Raw genomic sequence first — 15225 nt, 5'->3', positions numbered from 1 at the left:
ACAATTTTCCAGGCGCTTGCGACGGTCTGTGCTTTGCTGTTGAGGTCGATACATTCACGGCGCCACGCGCGCCACGGGGAGCAGACATGCTGGAAAGGCTGTTTCAACTCAAGGCACACAACACCAACGTGCGCACCGAAATTCTTGCGGGCGTCACGACTTTCCTGGCCATGGCTTACATTCTGTTCGTCAACCCGAGCATCCTCGGCGAGACCGGCATGGACAAAGGCGCGATCTTCGTCGCCACCTGTCTGGCGGCTGCAATCGGCTCGACCGTCATGGGCCTGATCGCCAACTACCCGATCGCTCTCGCTCCGGGCATGGGCCTGAACGCCTTCTTTACCTACACCGTGGTGCTGCACATGGGCCACACCTGGCAAGTGGCGCTGGGTGCGGTGTTCATTTCCGCCGTGCTGTTCTTTCTGCTGTCGATCTTCCGCATCCGTGAATGGATCATCAACGCCATTCCGCTGCCACTGCGCTCGGCGATTGCCGCCGGTATCGGCCTGTTCCTGGCGCTGATCGCCCTGCACAACGCCGGTATCGTGGTCAGCAACCCGGCGACCATGGTCGGCCTCGGCGATCTGACCAAACCGGCACCGATTCTGGCCACCGTCGGCTTTGCCGTGATCGTCGCCCTCGAAGCGCTGAAAGTGCGTGGCGCGGTGCTGATAGGCATTCTCGCCGTAACCATCGCCTCGATCGTACTGAACGTCACCGAGTTCGGCGGCATCCTGTCGATGCCGCCGTCGCTGGCGCCGACCTTCCTGCAACTGGACATCAAAGGCGCACTCGACATCGGTCTGGTCAGCGTGATTTTCGCCTTCCTGTTCGTCGACCTGTTCGACAACTCCGGGACCCTGATCGGCGTCGCCAAGCGCGCCGGCCTGATGGGCAAGGACGGCCACATGCCGAAAATGGGCCGTGCGCTGATCGCCGACAGTACTGCGGCCATGGCCGGCTCGCTGCTGGGTACTTCGACCACCACCAGTTACATCGAATCCGCTGCCGGCGTCAGTGCCGGTGGCCGCACGGGCCTGACCGCCATCGTCGTGGCAATCCTGTTCCTGCTGGCGCTGTTCTTCTCGCCCCTGGCGGCCAGCGTTCCGGCGTTCGCCACTGCGCCAGCGCTGCTGTTCGTCGCCGTGCTGATGACTTCCGGCCTGGCGGAAATAGACTGGGACGACATCACCGTGGCTGCGCCGGTTGTGGTTACCGCGCTGGCCATGCCGTTCACCTATTCGATCGCCAACGGTATCGCCTTCGGCTTCATCGCCTGGACTGCCATCAAGCTGCTGTCCGGCCGTGCCCGTGAGCTGAACCCGGCACTGGTGATTCTGTCGATTCTGTTTGTGATCAAGTTGGGTTGGTTCAACGCATGAGTTTCGATTCCCAAGCCTACGCCGAACAACTCGAAGCCAAGGTCACGCGTTTGCGTGATCTGCTGGCACCGTTCGATGCACCCGAGCCGACGGTGTTTGACTCGCCTCTGCAGAACTTCCGCCTGCGCGCCGAATTCCGCCTGTGGCGCGAGGGCGGCGAACGCCATTACGCGATGTTCTCCCAGGACGACAAGCGCACGCCGATCCTTATCGAAGAATTCCCGATTGCCAGCCTGCGCATCAACCAGTTGATGCCGCAGTTGAAGGCCGCGTGGCAAGCCAGTTCGGCGCTGAGCCACAAGCTGTTCCAGGTCGAATTCCTGACCACGCTGGCCGGCGACGCGATGATCACCCTGTGCTATCACCGTCCGCTGGACGAGCACTGGCATGCGGCAGCAACGAAGCTGTCGGCAGATCTCGGCGTGAGCATCATCGGCCGCTCCAAAGGCAAGCGCGAAGTGCTCGGTCAGGACTATGTCGTCGAGAAACTCGAAGTCGGCGGCCGCACCTTCAGCTATCGCCAGCCCGAAGGCGCCTTCACCCAGCCCAACGGCACGGTGAACCAGAAGATGCTCAATTGGGCTTACGAAGCGCTGGGCGATCGCAGCGACGATCTGCTCGAGTTGTACTGCGGCAACGGCAACTTCACCCTGCCGCTGGCGACTCGCGTGCGCAAAGTGCTCGCTACCGAAATCAGCAAGACTTCAGTCAACGCGGCCTTGAGCAACCTCAGCGAAAACACTGTGGATAACGTCACGCTGGTGCGTTTGTCCGCCGAGGAGCTGACCGAAGCGCTCAACGAAGTGCGCCCGTTCCGCCGCCTGCACGGCATCGATCTGAAGAGCTACGAATTCGGCAGCGTCTTCGTCGACCCGCCACGCGCCGGCATGGATCCGGACACCTGCGAGCTGACACGACGCTTCGACAACATCCTCTACATCTCCTGCAACCCTGACACCCTCGCGGCCAACATCGCCCAGCTGCATGACACCCACCGCATTACCAAGTGCGCATTGTTCGACCAGTTCCCGTGGACCCATCACATGGAATCCGGTGTGCTGCTGACCCGACGCTAATCGCGGGTAGTTGGTACGAGAAAGCCGTCGTGATTGACGGCTTTTTTGTGGGTGCTCTAAAAGATCGCAGCCTTCGGCAGCTCCTACATGTGGAACGCGGTTATCTGTAGGAGCTGCCGAAGGCTGCGATCTTTTGATCTGTGCGATCACCGAACATAAAACGCCCAGGTCATTTCTGTTCAATTGACCGATGTAACCATCTAGTACATTTTATCTCCACAGGCCGGAACCTCTCGGCCCATGCCAAAAACAATAAGTGGAGTTGCCCCCATGTCCCCTATCGTTCTGGTGCTTAACGGCCCGAACCTGAACCTGCTCGGCACCCGCGAGCCGGCGACTTATGGTCATGAAACCCTGGCCGATATTTCTGCACTGTGTGGTCGCGCGGCTGACGAGTTCGGCCTGACCGTGGAATTTCGCCAGACCAATCATGAAGGCGAGCTGCTCGACTGGATTCACGCCGCCCGCGGTCGTTGTGCCGGAATCGTGATCAATCCGGCGGCGTGGACGCACACGTCCGTGGCGATTCGCGATGCGCTGGTCGCCAGTGAACTGCCGGTGATCGAGGTGCATCTGTCCAACGTGCATGCCCGCGAGCCGTTCCGTCATCACTCGTTTGTTTCCGGCATTGCCACGGCGGTGATGTGCGGGTTCGGCAGCCATGGCTATCGCCTGGCGCTGGAGCATTTCAGTCAGCGGTTGCAGAGGTAAGAACCATGTCGCGTTCCAAGGTGATACTCGCCGGGCTGATCGGCGCCGGGATTCAGGCTTCACGTACACCGGCACTGCATGAGCACGAAGGCGATGCGCAGGGCCTGCGTTATCTGTACCAGCTCATCGACCTCGATCAATTGCACCTCGACAGCACGGCCCTGCCCGACCTGCTGCAAGCGGCGGAGCGGATGAATTACACCGGACTGAACATCACTTTCCCGTGCAAACAGGCGGTCATCCCGCTGCTCGATGAGTTATCGCCGGAAGCCCGTGGCATCGGCGCGGTCAACACCGTGGTGCTGAAGGACGGCAAGCGTGTCGGCCACAACACCGATTGCCTCGGTTTCGCCGAGGGTTTTCGCCGAGGTCTGCCGGACGCTGCCCGAGAACGTGTCGTCCAGATGGGCGCCGGTGGCGCTGGCGCGGCGGTGGCCCACGCGCTGCTCAGTGAAGGCGTACGGCAATTGACGATTTTTGATGTCGACCGCGAGCGTGCCGAGAGCCTGGCGAACAATCTGAATCAACATTTTGGCGCCGGTCGCGCGCAGGCGGGACGGGATTTGCCCGGGGCGCTGGCGCAGGCCGATGGCCTGGTCAACACCACGCCGATGGGCATGGCCAAGCTGCCGGGTTCACCGGTGCCGGCCGGCTTGCTACGCAAGGCAATGTGGGTCGCGGAAATTGTGTATTTCCCGCTGGAAACCGAGCTGCTGCGCGATGCCCGCGCCTTGGGTTGCCGCACCCTGGATGGCGGCAACATGGCGGTGTTTCAGGCGGTGAAGGCGTTTGAACTGTTCAGCGGCGTGGTGCCGGATGCGCAGCGCATGCTTGAGCATTTTCAGAGCATGAATGGCTGAACAACAGGGTAACTCTGTGGGAGCGAGCCTGCTCGCGAAGGCGTCGATTCAGTCAACGAACAGGGCGACTGACACACCGCTTTCGCGAGCAGGCTCGCTCCCACAGGGGGGATCGAGTCAGGCCTTCAGGTAGCGCAACACCGATTCGCAGATCATCTCGCGGTGGCGCTGCTTGATGGTTTCGTCCGGCAGGTCGATCTGGAAGATTTCTCCCAGCGTGTGGCGGTTCGACACGCGATAGAAGCAGAACGAACTGATCAGCAGGTGCACGTCCAGCGCATCGATGCCACGCCGGAACAAACCTTCGTCCGCGCCTCGTTGCAGAATCCCGCCCAAGGTGTCGAGGATCGTGTTGTTCAGCGCCTTGATCGCATCGGAACGCTTTACGTACTCGGCGTTGTGGATGTTTTCGATGCTGACGATGCGCACGAAATCGACGTTGTGGTCATGGTGATCGAAGGTGAATTCCACCAGTCGGCGGATCGCCAGCTCGGGCAGCAGCTCGTCCAGGTGCAGGCGGTTTTCCGTGCTGCGAATATCGCCGTAAAGCTTCTCCAGCACCTCGACGTACAACTGCTCCTTGCTGCCGAAGTAGTAATAGATCATCCGCTTGGAGGTGTGGATGCGCTCGGCGATCGCGTCGACGCGGGCGCCGGACAAGCCCTGCTGGACGAACTCGACGATCGCCTCCTGCAGAATGTTTTCGCGGGTCTTTTCCGGATTGTTCTTGCGACTCTTGCGCGGCACTGCGTCGGACTCGACAGCAGCGGCGGAAAGTTCTGAATTCATGGTCATCGCGGGCTCACGGCCATCACTGCACAAGCTGGCGATTATGGGCCGCGCGGGACAGTGAAGGAAGCCGCGCAGCCGGTGTTTAATCCCGCGTTTACGAATTCCCTACAACTTCGCCTGACGCACCGCACCGCTGCGGGATTTGGCCATCGCCGCCAGCCGCACCGCAACGTTGGCCGCGCCGTAGCCGGCATAGCCATTCTTGCGCTGGATGATCTCGAAGAAGAAACGCCCCTCGAACGGCTCGGTGTAGACGTGAAACAACTCGCCGCCCTGGGCGTCACGGTCGTAGAGCACGTTGTAATAGGCCAGCTCGCTGAGAAACTCATCGTCGAAATCGAAACGCGCCGCGAGGTCGTCGTAGTAATTCAGCGGGATGTCCAGCAGCGGCACACCGGCCTCTTTGGCGCGACTGACCTGGGCGAAGATGTCGTCACAATCGAAGGCGATGTGATGCACGCCGGAGCCGCGATAACTCGACAGCGCATGCGAAATGGCAGTGTTGCGGTTCTCGGAAATGTTCAGCGGCAGCCGGATCGAGCTGTCGCGACTGCGCAGTGCGCGGCTCTTCACCAGACCGTACGGATCGGGCAGCACCACTTCGTCGTCGGCTTCGAAATCCAGCAGGCTTTTGTAAAACAGCACCCAACTGTCGAGGCTGTCCGCCGGCAACGCCATGGCCATGTGATCGATACGCTTGAGGCCGCCGCCGGTCTGCGCGTCCGGCAACAGATTGAAATCGGTGCCGTACACGTCGGCGTCCTCATCGACCAGATAAATCAGGCTGCCGTCCGGTGCGCGCACCGCCGCCAGCTCCAGTTCATTCGGCCCGACCAGCCCGCGATAGGGCTGCCCCTTGTAAGCGACCGCGCGGGCCAGCGCACTGGCGCTGTCCTTGACCCGCACGGCCGTGGCGCACAGTGACGGGCCGTGGGCTTCGAAAAAGCTGTGGGCGAAGGAATACGGCTCGGAGTTGAGGATCAGGTTGATATCGCCCTGACGCAGCAGGCTGACACTCTTGGAGCGATGCTGCCCGGCCTTGGCGAAACCGAGGCGTTGCAGCCAGTGACTGAGCTTCGCGCCCAGCGCTTCGTCGACGGCAAATTCGAGAAATTCCACGCCGTTGTATTCGCTGGCCGGCGGCGTTTCGAAAAGAATCTCACGGTTGGCCACCGGCGCCGCTTCCTGCTCGAGACGCTGACGGGTTTTCTCTTCCAGATAAAGCAGAGAGCGCAAACCGTCGGCGGCGTTGGCTCGCGGGGGCGCGGCGCGAAAGCCGTCGTTGAAGATTTCCAGCGACAGCGGCCCGCTATAGCCACTCTTGATGATCGGCGCGAGGAAACCCGGCAGATCGAATTCGCCCTGCCCCGGGAAACAGCGGAAATGCCGACTCCACTCCAGCACATCCATGGCCAGGATCGGTGCGTCGGCCATTTGCACGAAGAAGATCTTGTCGCCGGGAATGTCGGCGATCGCGCTGGGATCGCCCTTTAGCGACAGGGTGTGAAAGCTGTCGAGCAGCACGCCGAGGTTGGGGTGATCAGCCTGACGAACGATGTCCCAGACCTGTTGATAAGTATTGACGTGACGGCCCCACGCCAGCGCTTCGTAACCGATGCGCAAGCCACGGGCGCCGGCGCGTTCAGCCAGCAGGCGCAAATCATCGACGAGGATTTGTTGATCGCCGACACTGTCCGGCGAGGCGTTGCTGCAGACCAGCACCAGGTCGGTGCCAAGTTCCTGCATCAGGTCGAACTTGCGCTCGGCACGCTCGAGGTTGCGCGCCAGGCGATCGCGGCGGCAGCCTTCGAAGTCACGGAACGGCTGAAACAGGGTGATGGCGATCCCCAGATCGGCGCACATCTGTTTAATTTCCCGGGGACTGCCGTCGTAGTAAAGGAGGTCGTTTTCGAAAATCTCCACGCCGTCGAACCCGGCGGCGGCAATGGCTTCGAGTTTTTCCGGCAGGGTGCCGCTCAAGGAAACGGTGGCAATGGAACGCTGCATGTTTCAACTCCCGGACTGCGCCGCTTTATCTTTACTGTAGGAGCTGCCGAAGGCTGCGATCGTTTGATCTTGATTACCAAAACAGCAAAATCAAAAGATCGCAGCCTTCGGCAGCTCCTACCGGGGAATGGGTTTTTATAGTGAGGGAAATTATTGGCTGCATCCCTGCGCGCAGCAATTTAAAGTGTACTACCCGGTTAGTTTTGCGTGCGATTATCGAACACTAAGGCGATTTGGCGAATTGACGATTTTTTGTTCACTGCCCAACATCGGTTGCACATCGAGTCCGGCCACTAACCACCGGGCAAGGTGTTCGACAGAAAAGAACACCAAATAACAAATCCAAAAACGGGTGGAACACATGATTCCTTCACAGACTTCCCGCATGGCTCCGGCCATGAGCACTGCCACGGGTGGCATTGGCGACAAGATCCGCGGCGCCATGGCCGTCGGCAAGACCCGCTGGGGCATGCTGGCGCTGGTGTTTTTTGCCACCACCCTCAACTACATCGACCGCGCCGCCCTCGGCGTCATGCAGCCGATCCTCGCCAAGGAAATGAGCTGGACGGCGATGGACTACGCCAACATCAACTTCTGGTTTCAGGTCGGCTACGCGATCGGGTTTGTCCTGCAGGGACGCCTGATCGACCGGGTCGGCGTCAAGCGCGTGTTCTTCTGCGCCGTACTGCTCTGGAGCCTGGCCACTGGCGCCCATGGCCTGGCGACCTCGGCAGTCGGCTTCATGGTCTGCCGCTTCATCCTCGGCCTGACGGAAGCGGCCAACTACCCGGCCTGTGTGAAAACCACGCGCCTGTGGTTCCCGGCCGGTGAACGCGCTGTCGCTACCGGCATCTTCAACGCCGGCACCAACGTCGGCGCGATGTTCACGCCGATGCTGCTGCCACTGGTCCTGCATGTGTGGGGCTGGCAAGCGGCGTTCCTGTGCATGGCGGCACTCGGCGGCATCTGGCTGCTGTTCTGGGGCTTGAAGTATTTCAATCCGGAAGATCACCCGACGGTTAAACAGTCGGAACTCGATTACATCCAGCAGCAAGTCGAACCGGAACAGGCCCGCGTGCCGTTCAGCAAGATCCTGCGCATGCGCGGCACCTGGGCCTTCGCCCTCGCTTACTCGCTGACCGCGCCGGTGTTCTGGTTCTATCTGTACTGGCTGCCGCCGTTTCTCAATCAGCAATACAACCTCGGCATCAACGTGACGCAGATGGGTATTCCGCTGATCATCATCTACGTCACGGCTGACTTCGGCAGTGTCGGCGGCGGGATTCTGTCCTCGTTCCTGATCGGTCGCGGGATGAACTCGATCAAGGCGCGGCTGCTGTCGATGTTGCTGTTTGCCTGCTGCATCATCGGCGTGGTGATGGCCGCCGGTTCGGCGAATCTGTGGGTGGCGGTGGCGGCGATCTCGCTGGCGATCGGCGCGCATCAGGCCTGGACTGCGAACATCTGGAGCCTGGTGATGGACTACACGCCCAAGCACATGATGAGCACGGTGTTCGGCTTCGGCGGCATGTGCGCGGCGATCGGCGGGATGTTCATGACCCAGATCGTCGGCCACATCCTCACCGTCACCAACAATAACTACACAGTGCTGTTCACGCTGATCCCGGCGATGTACTTCCTCGCACTGACGTGGATGTACTTCATGGCACCGCGCAAGATTCCGACCGTCGAATAACCCGCTAAATTGCCCCTGTAGGAGCGGCGGAACGCTGCGATCTTTTGATTTTGCTGTTTAAGATCAAAAGATCGCAGCCTCGTTTCACTCGTCAGGTCCTACAAGGGATCTTTGCTCCCCCCTAGCGCCGGCTCTGCTGCCACGCCGCCGCCAATCCGCTGCAACAGATCACCGCAATACCGATCACCGTCAACCCGCTCGGTGTGTGATTGAACAGCAGCCAGCCCAACAACCCGGCAAAGACGATCTGGCAATAGCCGAACGGCGCCAGCAAGGCTGGTGCTGCGTGACGGAAGGCCTGAGTCAGGAACAGATGCGCCGTCATCCCGCAACTGCCCAGCGCCAGCATCAGCGCGGCATGAGGCAACGTCGGCACCTGCCAGAAGAACGGCACCAGCGCGCTCATCACCAGGGTATTGCACAGCCCGGCGAAGAAGTTGCTGGTGGTCGGGCTGTCCACTTCGGCGAGCTTGCGCGTCAGCAATTGGTAGAAGCAGAAGAACAGCGCCGAGCAGAACGGCAGCAGGATCGCCGGGGTGAACAGTTCGCCGCCCGGGTGGACGATGATCAGCACGCCGATGAAGCCGCAGATCACCGCGATCCACTGCCCGCGCGTCACTCGTTCCTTGAGCAGCGGCACCGATAACGCCGTCACCAGTACCGGCGCGAGAAAGTTGACCGCCGTGGCTTCCGCCAGCGGGATGTACAGCAGCGCCGTGGTGAAAAACAGGCTGGTGCCGAGCAGGCACAGGGCACGGGCGAGCTGCCATAACGGTTTTTTCGTACGCAGCACGCGCAAACCGGACTGCGGCACGAAAATCCCCGCCATCAACAAGGTGTGCACCACGTAGCGCGCCCACACCACCATCACGATCGGATAAAAACCGGAGAGGTATTTCGACAGCGCGTCGTGACTGGAAAACAGGAACGTCGCCACGACAATCAGCAGAATCCCCTTGAAGGGCTGGTTGACACCGGAGAGCGGGGTGCTGACGGTCATTGGCAATCTCTGAAAAAATACCCGGGCGAGCGTTCGCGCTGGCGGCAATCGGTGTGGCAATCATAGTCGGCAGAGCTTTCAGCAACCGCACAGATTGCACTCTTCTTCGCCGGGAAACCGCCGTTAAGCAAAACCTCGAGGCAAGATTCCCGCCACTTCGGCGCCCGGCCAGTGTGCAACATCACAGACTGCCGTCGAAACGGCGGGTTCATGAATCGGCAGAAGAAATTCCACTCGGGATTGAATTCACGGCCCGCTCGACCGTCAATACCAGGCCCGCACCATGTGGGCGCGTGTGCATGGACGGACGACCGGACTGGCGCCACACTCACACAGCGGCAACACTCATCACCAGCAGATTCATCACCGGCAATAAAAGAGGATTCCCACATGCTATGGAAAAAAGGCCGACGCAGTGACAACGTCGTCGACGCCCGGGGTGATGACGCAGGCGGTGGCGGCGGCATGCGCTTCGGCGGCGGCAAGGGCCTGAGCCTGACGGCCATCGTGCTGATTGTCGGCATCGGCTGGCTCACCGGCCAGGACCCGCTGCAGATCCTCGGCCAGTTGACCGGGCAGATGGAGCAGCCGGCGCCCTCCTCGCAAACCCGTCAGGCGCCACCGGCCAATGATGAACAGGCCGAATTCGTCCGCTCGATCCTCGGCGACACCGAAGACACCTGGGGTCCGATCTTCCAGCAGGCCGGACGCCAATACAAAGACCCGACACTGGTGCTGTTCAGCAATCGGGTGAACTCCGCGTGCGGCATGGCCACTTCTGCCACCGGCCCGTTCTATTGCCCGGCAGACCAGAAGGTCTATCTGGACATGGCGTTCTTTCAGGAAATGTCGCAGCGCTTCAAAGCCGCCGGCGATTTCGCTCAGGCTTACGTGATTGCGCACGAAGTCGGCCACCATGTGCAGACGCTGCTGGGCGTCTCGGCGAAGATGCAGGCGGCGCGTCAGCAAGGCCGGCAGATGGAGGGCGACGGCGGCTTGCTGGTTCGCCAGGAATTGCAGGCCGACTGTCTCGCCGGCGTCTGGGCGTATAACGCGCAGAAACGCCTGAACTGGCTGGAACCGGGCGACATCGAGGAAGCCTTGAACGCCGCCAACGCCATCGGCGATGATCGCTTGCAGCAACAGGGTCAGGGCCGTGTGGTGCCGGACTCGTTCACCCACGGTACGTCAGCGCAAAGGGTGCGCTGGTTCAAAACCGGATTCGCGCAAGGCCAGGTAAGCCAGTGCGACACCTTCGCGGCGAAAACCCTGTAAATGCATAAATGGCTTGTGGCGTTACTGTTGATCGTCGGCACCGCGCAAGCGGCCGGCGTCGATGCGATCAGCCCCGGTCGCCTGCAACTCAAGGCCGGGGAGATGGCGGTGGGCATCGGCCCGGCACCGGAGAAGATCGAGCGGGTGCTGATCGTCATTCACGGTCGCCTGCGCAACGCCGAGACCTACCGCAAAAGCGCGGAAAGCGCCGCCGAACTCGCCGGGCAGACCGCGCACACGCTGGTGATCGCTCCGCAGTTTCTCAATGAAAGCGACGTCACCCTGTACTCCTTGCCGCCAACGGTGCTGCGCTGGCAGGGCAACGAGTGGATGGGCGGCGGCTTGTCCAGCGGGCCAAATCCGCTGAGCTCCTACGCGGCGCTGGATGAAATCGTCGCGCGGGTCAGCGATCGCAAACAGTTTCCGGACGTGAAGCAGATCGTGATCTTCGGCCACTCCGGTGGGGGTCAGGTGGTGCAGCGTTACGCCCTGCTGGCCAAGGATCAGCCGGCGCTCAAGGCCAACGGTATTCGCTTGCGCTATGTAGTGGCCAATCCTTCTTCTTATGCGTACTTCAACGAGCAGCGGCCAGTGGCGTTCGACCACGCACAATGCCCGGGCTTCAATCGCTGGAAGTACGGCCTGGCGGACATGCCGGTGTATGCCGGCGGGCAAACGCCGTTGCAGGTCGAGAGCGCTTACGTCAAACGCGAGGTGATTTATCTGCTCGGGCAGCAGGACGTCGACCCGGAACATCCGGCGCTGGACAAGAGCTGCGCGGCCGAGGCGCAAGGGGCTTACCGCTTGATGCGCGGAAAAATGTATTTCGGCTACTTACTGCGCCGGCATCCCGAGGGGGTCAATCAGCGGCTGATTGAAGTGCCTGGGGTCGGGCATGACGGGGATGGCATGCTGACGTCGGCGGAGGGGCAGAAGGCTTTGTTTGATCAGTGAGTTTTCTAATGAATCCACCGGCCCCTTCGCGAGCAGGCTCGCTCCCACATTTGGAATAAATGCCACACTCGGAATGCATTCCCCTGTGGGAGCGAGCCTGCTCGCGAAGGCGTCCGATCAGACAACAACGATCTCAGGCCTGCAGCATCCGCCGCAACTCAACACAATCCCTTGCATGCCAATCCGTCAACTCCGGCCACGGGTTATCCGGCAGGTTCACCAACACCGTCCGCGCCCCCGCTGCTCGGCCGCAATCCAGATCAAAGCGGTAATCACCAACCATCACCATGTCACTGGCCGGCACTTGCCAGGCATCGGCCAGTTTCAGCAAACCGCCGGGATGCGGCTTCGGCGGTGCTTCGTCGCGACCCAGCACATCCTCGACCGCGAAGCAGTCAGCCAGGCCGATCGCCTCCAGCGTGACATGCGCCAGCTCCCGCGCATTGCGCGTGAGGATGCCGAGGCGATAACCGCGCGCATGCAGGTCGCGCACCAGCTCTACCGCACCGGTGGCCGGGGTCGAGCCCAGCGCCAGATCGCGTTCATGCTCGAGCAACCAGGCATGCTTGGCCGCCGCTTCATCCGCTGGCAATGCAGCGAGATGGGTGAGGATGTCGTCCTCCGGCGGAATCGCCAGTGCCACACGAATCGCCGCGAAATCATGCACGGCGACGGTCAGCGTGCCGTCCATGTCGAACACCCAATGACGAACCTCGGTCAGGCTCATGCCCAGTCCTTGCGATGGCGGATCAGACCTTCCTGAGTCACCGAAGCGACCAGTTGCCCGGCACGGTTGAATACGCTGCCACGGGAAAAACCACGGGAGTTGCCGGCCCACGGGCTGTCCATCGCGTAGAGCAACCAGTCATCGGCGCGCAGATCATTGTGGAACCACAGCGCGTGATCGAGGCTGGCGACCTGCATGTCCTTCTGCCAGACCGACTTGCCGTGGGGCAGCATCGACGTGGTCAGCAGACCGAAGTCCGAGGCATACGCCAGCAGGTATTTGTGCAGCGCCGGGATGTCGGCCAAGGCGCCGTCGGCGCGGAACCACACGTACTTCAGCGGATCGGCCGGTTGCGGGTTGTACGGGTCTTTTTCGGTAACCGGGCGTACTTCGATCGGTTTCGGACACAGCAGTTTTTCACGCATGTGCTCGGGAATCAGGTGCGCACGCTGCTGGATCAGTTCCAGCTCCGAGGGCAGGTTTTCCGGGCCGACCACCACGGGCATCTGGCCCTGATGCTCGAAACCTTGTTCGTCGTACTGAAACGAAGCGCTGCACGTGAAGATCGGGTGGCCCTTCTGGATCGCAGTCACGCGGCGAGTGCTGAAGCTGCCGCCATCACGCACGCGATCCACCGAATAGACCACCGGCAACTTGGCATCGCCCGGGCGCAGGAAATAACCGTGCAGCGAGTGCACATGACGCGCTTCTTCCACCGTCTGACTGGCCGCCGACAGCGACTGGCCCAGCACCTGACCGCCGAACAACTGGCGGAACCCCAGATCCTGGCTGCGGCCACGGAACAGGTTTTCTTCGATCGGTTCCAGGGTCAGCAGATCGACCAGATCTTCCAGCACTTGGCTCATTCAGACTCTCCTCACACAAAGCAATGGCCGCGCAGTCTTGGCTGCGGCGGACGATTCAGGTTCTGGCACGGGCCAAATACGATGGCGGCCATTGTAAACGTCCGTGTCGGCTTATTCATGCAAGGTTTGCAGCCATTGTTCGCGGCTGATGCGATACAGAACATGGCGGCGCAACGGGTGATCGAGCGCAACCTTGGGGTGATCGAAATCATCCTGCGGATCGTGATGCATGCCGATCGCCTGCATGACCTTCTCCGACTGCGCGTTCTGCCCGGCGGTAAACGAGACGATTTCCTCCAGTTTCAACTGGTCGAAACCCGCGCGCAGAGCCGTCCACGCCGCTTCGCTGGCGTAACCCAGGCCCCAGTGTTCCTTGGCCAGACGCCAGCCGATTTCCACCGCCGGGGTAAACGGCGCATCGAAGCCGACCACGCCCAACCCGGTGAAACCGATGAACTCACCCGTGTCCTTGCGCTCCAGCGCCCACAGGCCAAAGCCGTGCTCGGCAAAATGCCCGCGCACACGGCCGATCAATGCGGCACTCTCGAGCCGGGTCAACGGCGCCGGAAAGTAGCGCATCACCTGCGGATCGGCGCACATCGCGGCGAATGCCGGCAAATCCTCATCCTGCCACTGACGCATCAACAACCGCGCGCTTTGCAGCTCCAGTATCGGCTCCATCGTCCCCTCCATTTCCATGCCGTTGAGTCTACATCGCTGGTAGGATCGTTCATTCTTTCCCAGGTTCTGCGCGAAACAAGCCATGCCTTTGCCGTTGATCTACCACGAAGACTACAGCCCCGAGTTTCCTGCGGAGCACCGCTTCCCCATGGACAAGTTTCGTCTGTTGCGCGATCACCTGGTCGACAGCGGCCTGACCCGCGACGCCGACCTGCTGCGCCCGCAGATCTGCCCCAACGACATCCTCGCCCTCGCCCATGACCGCAGCTATATCGAACGCTACATGAGCGGCGAGTTGTCCCGCGAAGACCAACGGCGCCTCGGCCTGCCGTGGAACGAAGCGCTGGCGCGACGCACCGTGCGTGCAGTGGGCGGTTCGATCCTCGCGGCAGAGCAAGCCCTTGAGCATGGTCTGGCCTGTCATCTGGCCGGCGGCACCCATCACGCTCACTACGATTACCCTGCCGGCTTCTGCATCTTCAATGACCTGGCGATCATCAGCCAGTACCTGTTGCAGAGCGGCCGGGTCAATCGCGTACTGATCTTCGATTGCGACGTGCATCAGGGCGACGGCACCGCGCGGATTCTGCATGACACGCCGGAGGCGATTACCGTTTCCCTGCACTGCGAGAAGAATTTTCCCGCACGCAAGGCAGAAAGTGACTGGGACATTCCGCTGCCCAAAGGTATGGGCGATGCCGACTATCTGCAGGTGGTCGATGACACGCTCAATTACCTGTTGCCGCTGTATCAACCGGATCTGGTGCTCTACGACGCTGGCGTTGATGTGCACAAGGACGATGCCCTCGGTTATCTGCAACTGACCGACGAGGGCGTAGCCGAGCGTGATGAACGGGTGATGCGCCACTGCCTGGGCCGCGACATCCCGGTGGTCGGGGTGATCGGCGGCGGCTACAGCAAGGATCGCCACGCCCTCGCCCGCCGCCACGGCATCCTCCATCACAGCGCGCAACGGGTCTGGGATTCACACGGCTGTCATTGAAACGTGCTGCGTTACCCACAATCGCTGTGGAACTGCCTGTGGATAACCTGAGTGAAAGGGACTGCAGGCCAGGCTGGGCATGGCGCCCAGCGCACTGTTTATTTTTTAACCAGCCTCGAAATACACCGCAGCCCCGGTGGGAGCGAGCCTGCTCGCGAAAGCTTTAGCACCCACAACATCTAATTGACTGACAGA

The 15225-nt window shown here is 61.3% G+C and carries 14 protein-coding genes; 8 read left to right on the top strand and 6 right to left on the bottom strand.

Annotated elements, in window-relative coordinates; all coding sequences use genetic code 11:
- Positions 1–86: 86 nt before the first annotated feature.
- The 4 genes from ACV8MC_RS10465 to ACV8MC_RS10450 all read left to right on the top strand — a co-directional run bounded on the left by ACV8MC_RS10465 (position 87) and on the right by ACV8MC_RS10450 (position 4029).
- Positions 87–1382: an NCS2 family permease gene (locus tag ACV8MC_RS10465; RefSeq protein WP_071173664.1), complete on the top strand. Its 1296-nt coding sequence runs from the start codon at positions 87–89 to the stop codon at positions 1380–1382.
- Complete coding sequence (gene trmA, locus ACV8MC_RS10460) at positions 1379–2458, top strand: tRNA (uridine(54)-C5)-methyltransferase TrmA (RefSeq protein WP_457265211.1); 1080 nt, start codon at positions 1379–1381, stop codon at positions 2456–2458. Before ACV8MC_RS10465 ends, trmA begins: the two co-directional genes overlap by 4 nt.
- A 270-nt stretch (positions 2459–2728) precedes the next feature.
- Positions 2729–3169 carry a type II 3-dehydroquinate dehydratase gene (gene aroQ / locus ACV8MC_RS10455; protein ID WP_137215639.1) on the top strand — a complete coding sequence of 147 codons (441 nt, stop codon included), beginning with the start codon at positions 2729–2731 and terminating at the stop codon, positions 3167–3169.
- Positions 3170–3174: 5 nt separating this feature from the next.
- Positions 3175–4029 (top strand): shikimate dehydrogenase, encoded by an 855-nt coding sequence (locus ACV8MC_RS10450; RefSeq protein WP_457265209.1) that lies wholly within the window; start codon positions 3175–3177, stop codon positions 4027–4029.
- A 117-nt stretch (positions 4030–4146) separates the two neighbouring features.
- Here the strand turns inward: ACV8MC_RS10450 and ACV8MC_RS10445 are convergent, their stop codons facing one another.
- A complete protein-coding gene (locus ACV8MC_RS10445) occupies positions 4147–4824 on the bottom strand; it encodes a TetR/AcrR family transcriptional regulator (RefSeq protein WP_252868321.1) in 678 nt (225 codons plus the stop codon).
- A 102-nt stretch (positions 4825–4926) separates the two neighbouring features.
- Positions 4927–6828 (bottom strand): 3-dehydroshikimate dehydratase QuiC, encoded by a 1902-nt coding sequence (gene quiC / locus ACV8MC_RS10440; protein ID WP_457265207.1) that lies wholly within the window; start codon positions 6826–6828, stop codon positions 4927–4929.
- 361 nt (positions 6829–7189) lie between these two features.
- Between quiC and ACV8MC_RS10435 the strand changes: the two genes are divergently transcribed.
- Positions 7190–8524: an MFS transporter gene (locus ACV8MC_RS10435; RefSeq protein ID WP_041477757.1), complete on the top strand. Its 1335-nt coding sequence runs from the start codon at positions 7190–7192 to the stop codon at positions 8522–8524.
- 121 nt (positions 8525–8645) lie between these two features.
- Here ACV8MC_RS10435 and ACV8MC_RS10430 read toward each other — a convergent pair whose 3' ends face one another.
- Positions 8646–9524 carry a DMT family transporter gene (locus ACV8MC_RS10430; RefSeq protein WP_457265205.1) on the bottom strand — a complete coding sequence of 293 codons (879 nt, stop codon included), beginning with the start codon at positions 9522–9524 and terminating at the stop codon, positions 8646–8648.
- Between the two features lie 390 nt (positions 9525–9914).
- Here ACV8MC_RS10430 and ypfJ point away from each other — a divergent pair, with 390 nt between their 5' ends.
- A complete protein-coding gene (gene ypfJ / locus ACV8MC_RS10425; protein ID WP_310220142.1) occupies positions 9915–10799 on the top strand; it encodes a KPN_02809 family neutral zinc metallopeptidase in 885 nt (294 codons plus the stop codon).
- On the top strand, positions 10800–11753 hold the full coding sequence (locus tag ACV8MC_RS10420) for an alpha/beta fold hydrolase (protein WP_457265202.1): 954 nt from the start codon (positions 10800–10802) through the stop codon (positions 11751–11753).
- A gap of 133 nt (positions 11754–11886) precedes the next feature.
- On the opposite strand, the gene ACV8MC_RS10415 is transcribed toward ACV8MC_RS10420, so the two are convergent.
- The 3 genes from ACV8MC_RS10415 to ACV8MC_RS10405 all read right to left on the bottom strand — a co-directional run bounded on the left by ACV8MC_RS10415 (position 11887) and on the right by ACV8MC_RS10405 (position 14027).
- Entirely contained in the window at positions 11887–12480 is a 594-nt protein-coding gene (locus ACV8MC_RS10415) for an HAD family hydrolase (protein ID WP_150638437.1), read from the bottom strand.
- Positions 12477–13346 carry an acyl-CoA thioesterase II gene (tesB, locus tag ACV8MC_RS10410; protein WP_236168718.1) on the bottom strand — a complete coding sequence of 290 codons (870 nt, stop codon included), beginning with the start codon at positions 13344–13346 and terminating at the stop codon, positions 12477–12479. Before tesB ends, ACV8MC_RS10415 begins: the two co-directional genes overlap by 4 nt.
- Before the next feature lie 111 nt (positions 13347–13457).
- Positions 13458–14027, bottom strand: a complete 570-nt coding sequence (locus ACV8MC_RS10405; RefSeq protein WP_095181877.1) for a GNAT family N-acetyltransferase — start codon at positions 14025–14027, stop codon at positions 13458–13460.
- Positions 14028–14109: 82 nt separating this feature from the next.
- On the opposite strand from ACV8MC_RS10405, the gene ACV8MC_RS10400 reads away from it, so the two are divergent.
- Positions 14110–15030 (top strand): histone deacetylase family protein, encoded by a 921-nt coding sequence (locus ACV8MC_RS10400; protein WP_056790583.1) that lies wholly within the window; start codon positions 14110–14112, stop codon positions 15028–15030.
- Positions 15031–15225 lie beyond the last annotated feature (195 nt).

Source organism: Pseudomonas sp. PK-RTE-24 (assembly GCF_054052265.1).
This window is presented reverse-complemented; position numbering and strand designations above follow the sequence as displayed.

Excerpts from the sequence above, each read along its gene's own strand:
- ACV8MC_RS10435 (WP_041477757.1), top strand. The coding sequence starts at position 7,190 with ATGATTCCTTCACAGACTTCCCGCATGGCTCCGGCCATGAGCACTGCC.
- ypfJ (WP_310220142.1), top strand. The coding sequence starts at position 9,915 with ATGCTATGGAAAAAAGGCCGACGCAGTGACAACGTCGTCGACGCCCGG.
- aroQ (WP_137215639.1), top strand. The coding sequence starts at position 2,729 with ATGTCCCCTATCGTTCTGGTGCTTAACGGCCCGAACCTGAACCTGCTC.
- ACV8MC_RS10415 (WP_150638437.1), bottom strand. The coding sequence starts at position 12,480 with ATGAGCCTGACCGAGGTTCGTCATTGGGTGTTCGACATGGACGGCACG.
- ACV8MC_RS10465 (WP_071173664.1), top strand. The coding sequence starts at position 87 with ATGCTGGAAAGGCTGTTTCAACTCAAGGCACACAACACCAACGTGCGC.
- ACV8MC_RS10405 (WP_095181877.1), bottom strand. The coding sequence starts at position 14,027 with ATGGAGCCGATACTGGAGCTGCAAAGCGCGCGGTTGTTGATGCGTCAG.
- tesB (WP_236168718.1), bottom strand. The coding sequence starts at position 13,346 with ATGAGCCAAGTGCTGGAAGATCTGGTCGATCTGCTGACCCTGGAACCG.
- ACV8MC_RS10445 (WP_252868321.1), bottom strand. The coding sequence starts at position 4,824 with ATGACCATGAATTCAGAACTTTCCGCCGCTGCTGTCGAGTCCGACGCA.
- ACV8MC_RS10450 (WP_457265209.1), top strand. The coding sequence starts at position 3,175 with ATGTCGCGTTCCAAGGTGATACTCGCCGGGCTGATCGGCGCCGGGATT.
- trmA (WP_457265211.1), top strand. The coding sequence starts at position 1,379 with ATGAGTTTCGATTCCCAAGCCTACGCCGAACAACTCGAAGCCAAGGTC.
- ACV8MC_RS10420 (WP_457265202.1), top strand. The coding sequence starts at position 10,800 with ATGCATAAATGGCTTGTGGCGTTACTGTTGATCGTCGGCACCGCGCAA.
- ACV8MC_RS10400 (WP_056790583.1), top strand. The coding sequence starts at position 14,110 with ATGCCTTTGCCGTTGATCTACCACGAAGACTACAGCCCCGAGTTTCCT.
- ACV8MC_RS10430 (WP_457265205.1), bottom strand. The coding sequence starts at position 9,524 with ATGACCGTCAGCACCCCGCTCTCCGGTGTCAACCAGCCCTTCAAGGGG.
- quiC (WP_457265207.1), bottom strand. The coding sequence starts at position 6,828 with ATGCAGCGTTCCATTGCCACCGTTTCCTTGAGCGGCACCCTGCCGGAA.